Origin of the sequence: Streptomyces sp. NPDC059564 (genome assembly GCF_042735575.1) — a bacterium.
Classification (GTDB): domain Bacteria; phylum Actinomycetota; class Actinomycetes; order Streptomycetales; family Streptomycetaceae; genus Streptomyces.
The window spans coordinates 1-1,773 of the sequence record NZ_JBHWBP010000650.1; the positions used below are offsets into that span (position 1 = coordinate 1).

Annotated in this window: 1 protein-coding gene; it reads right to left on the minus strand. The window is 77.7% G+C overall.

The features are described from left to right. Positions 1-1,722, minus strand: a 1,722-nt coding sequence (locus tag ACFV0Q_RS41315; RefSeq protein WP_385013229.1) for a beta-ketoacyl reductase, incomplete at its 3' end; no start/stop codon positions are given. Positions 1,723-1,773: the final 51 nt, after the last annotated feature.

The window sequence follows — 1,773 nt, forward strand, 5'->3', positions numbered from 1 at the left end:
CTGGCCCCGTACGAGTGCGAGCAGGGTGTCCTCGCGCTCCGCGGGCGGCAGCGCGGCCAGCCGGGAGAGCTCCGCGGAGTGGCCGCCGGGGCCGGACGCGGTCTCCACGGACCGCCGGGAGGGCGTGCGGATCAGCCCGCGCAGCAGGGGCGGTACGGGGTTCGCGGCCGCCTGGGCGCGCATCGCGGCCAGGTCGAGGCGTACGGGCGCCAGGGCCGCGTCGTCCAGGCTCCGGGCGGTGTCGAGGAGGCGCAGGCCTTCCTGCGCGCCGAGCGGGACGAGGCCGGCGCGGGCCATGCGGCGCAGGTCGCCCGTGTCCAGGCGGGTCTGGTCGCCGCGCTCGTCCCAGACGCCCCAGGCGAGGGAGGAGGCCGGGAGGCCCTGGGCGCGGCGCTGGTGGGCGAGGGCGTCCAGGAAGGCGTTGCCCGCCGCGTAGGCGGCCTGTCCGGCGCCGCCGAGGGTACCGGCGAAGGAGGAGAAGAGGACGAAGGCCGCGAGGTCCAGGTCTCGGGTGAGTGCGTGGAGGTTGAGTGCGGCGTCGGCCTTGGGCCGCAGGACCCGGTCGAGGTCGTCCGGGGTGAGGGCGTCGACGAGTCCCCCGGCCACCACGGCCGCGGCGTGGACGACGGCGGTGAGCGGCCGGTCGGCGGGGAGGTCCGCGAGGAGGGCCGCCAGGGCTCCGCGGTCGGCGGCGTCGCAGGCGGCGATGGTGACGGTGGCGCCGAGTGCGGCGAGTTCGTCGCGCAGTTCGCGGGCTCCGGCGGCGTCGGGGCCCCGGCGGCTGGTGAGGACGATGTTCCGGATGCCGTGGGTGGTGATGAGGTGCGCGGCGACGAGTGTGCCGAGCGCGCCGGTGCCGCCGGTGATCAGCGCGGTGCCCTGCGGGTCCAGGGCGCGAGCGGGGGCGGCCCCGGTGGCGACGGGCACCCGGGCGAGCCGGGGTACGGACATCCGGCCGGCGCGGAGCGCGAGTTGGGGCTCTCCGGTGGCGACGGCCGTGGCGATGCGGCGCAGGGAGTCCGGCTCGCCGTCGGTGTCGGCCAGGACCAGGCGGTCCGCGTGCTCGGACTGGGCGGAGCGGATCAGACCCCAGACGGGTGCGTGAGCGGGCCGTGTCTCCCGTACGCGGTCCTCGGCGGCGCCCGGTACCGCGACGGCGTCCCGGGTGAGGACGACCAGCCGGGAGGCGGCGAACCGTTCGTCGGCGAGCCATGCCTGGAGGAGGGCGAGGACGCCCTGCGCGGTCGCCCGGACGGCGTCGGCGTCGGCGTCGGCGTCGGACGTGTCGGACGCGGGCACGACGGCGGCCACGATCTCCGGTACCGGCGCGCCCGCGGTGATCGCTTCGGCGAGGGCGGCCAGGTCGGGGTGGGTGTCCGTGCGCAGGCCCGTGCTCCGCAGGGCGCCGGCGACCTCGTCGGCGTCCGCCTCCGGGGTGACGCCGACGACGGCCCAGTGCGCGCCGGCGCCGGGCGCGGCGTCCGCGAGCGGCAGGACGGGCCAGTCCACGCGGTAGAGGGACTCGTGGTGCTCGGTGAGCGCGGCCCGCAGGTGTTCCTCGCGCACTTCGCGGAAGGTGAGCGTGCCGACGGCGGCCACGGCCCGGCCGCTGTCGTCCGTGGCGGTGACGGCCACGGCGTCGGCGCCGACCGGTGTCAGCCGGACCCGCAGCCGGGTGGCTCCGGTCGCGTACAGGCGTACGTCCTCCCAGGAGAAGGCCATCCGCCCGGTTCCTATGTCGCCGAGCGGGCCGAAGCCGACGCTGTGCAGTGC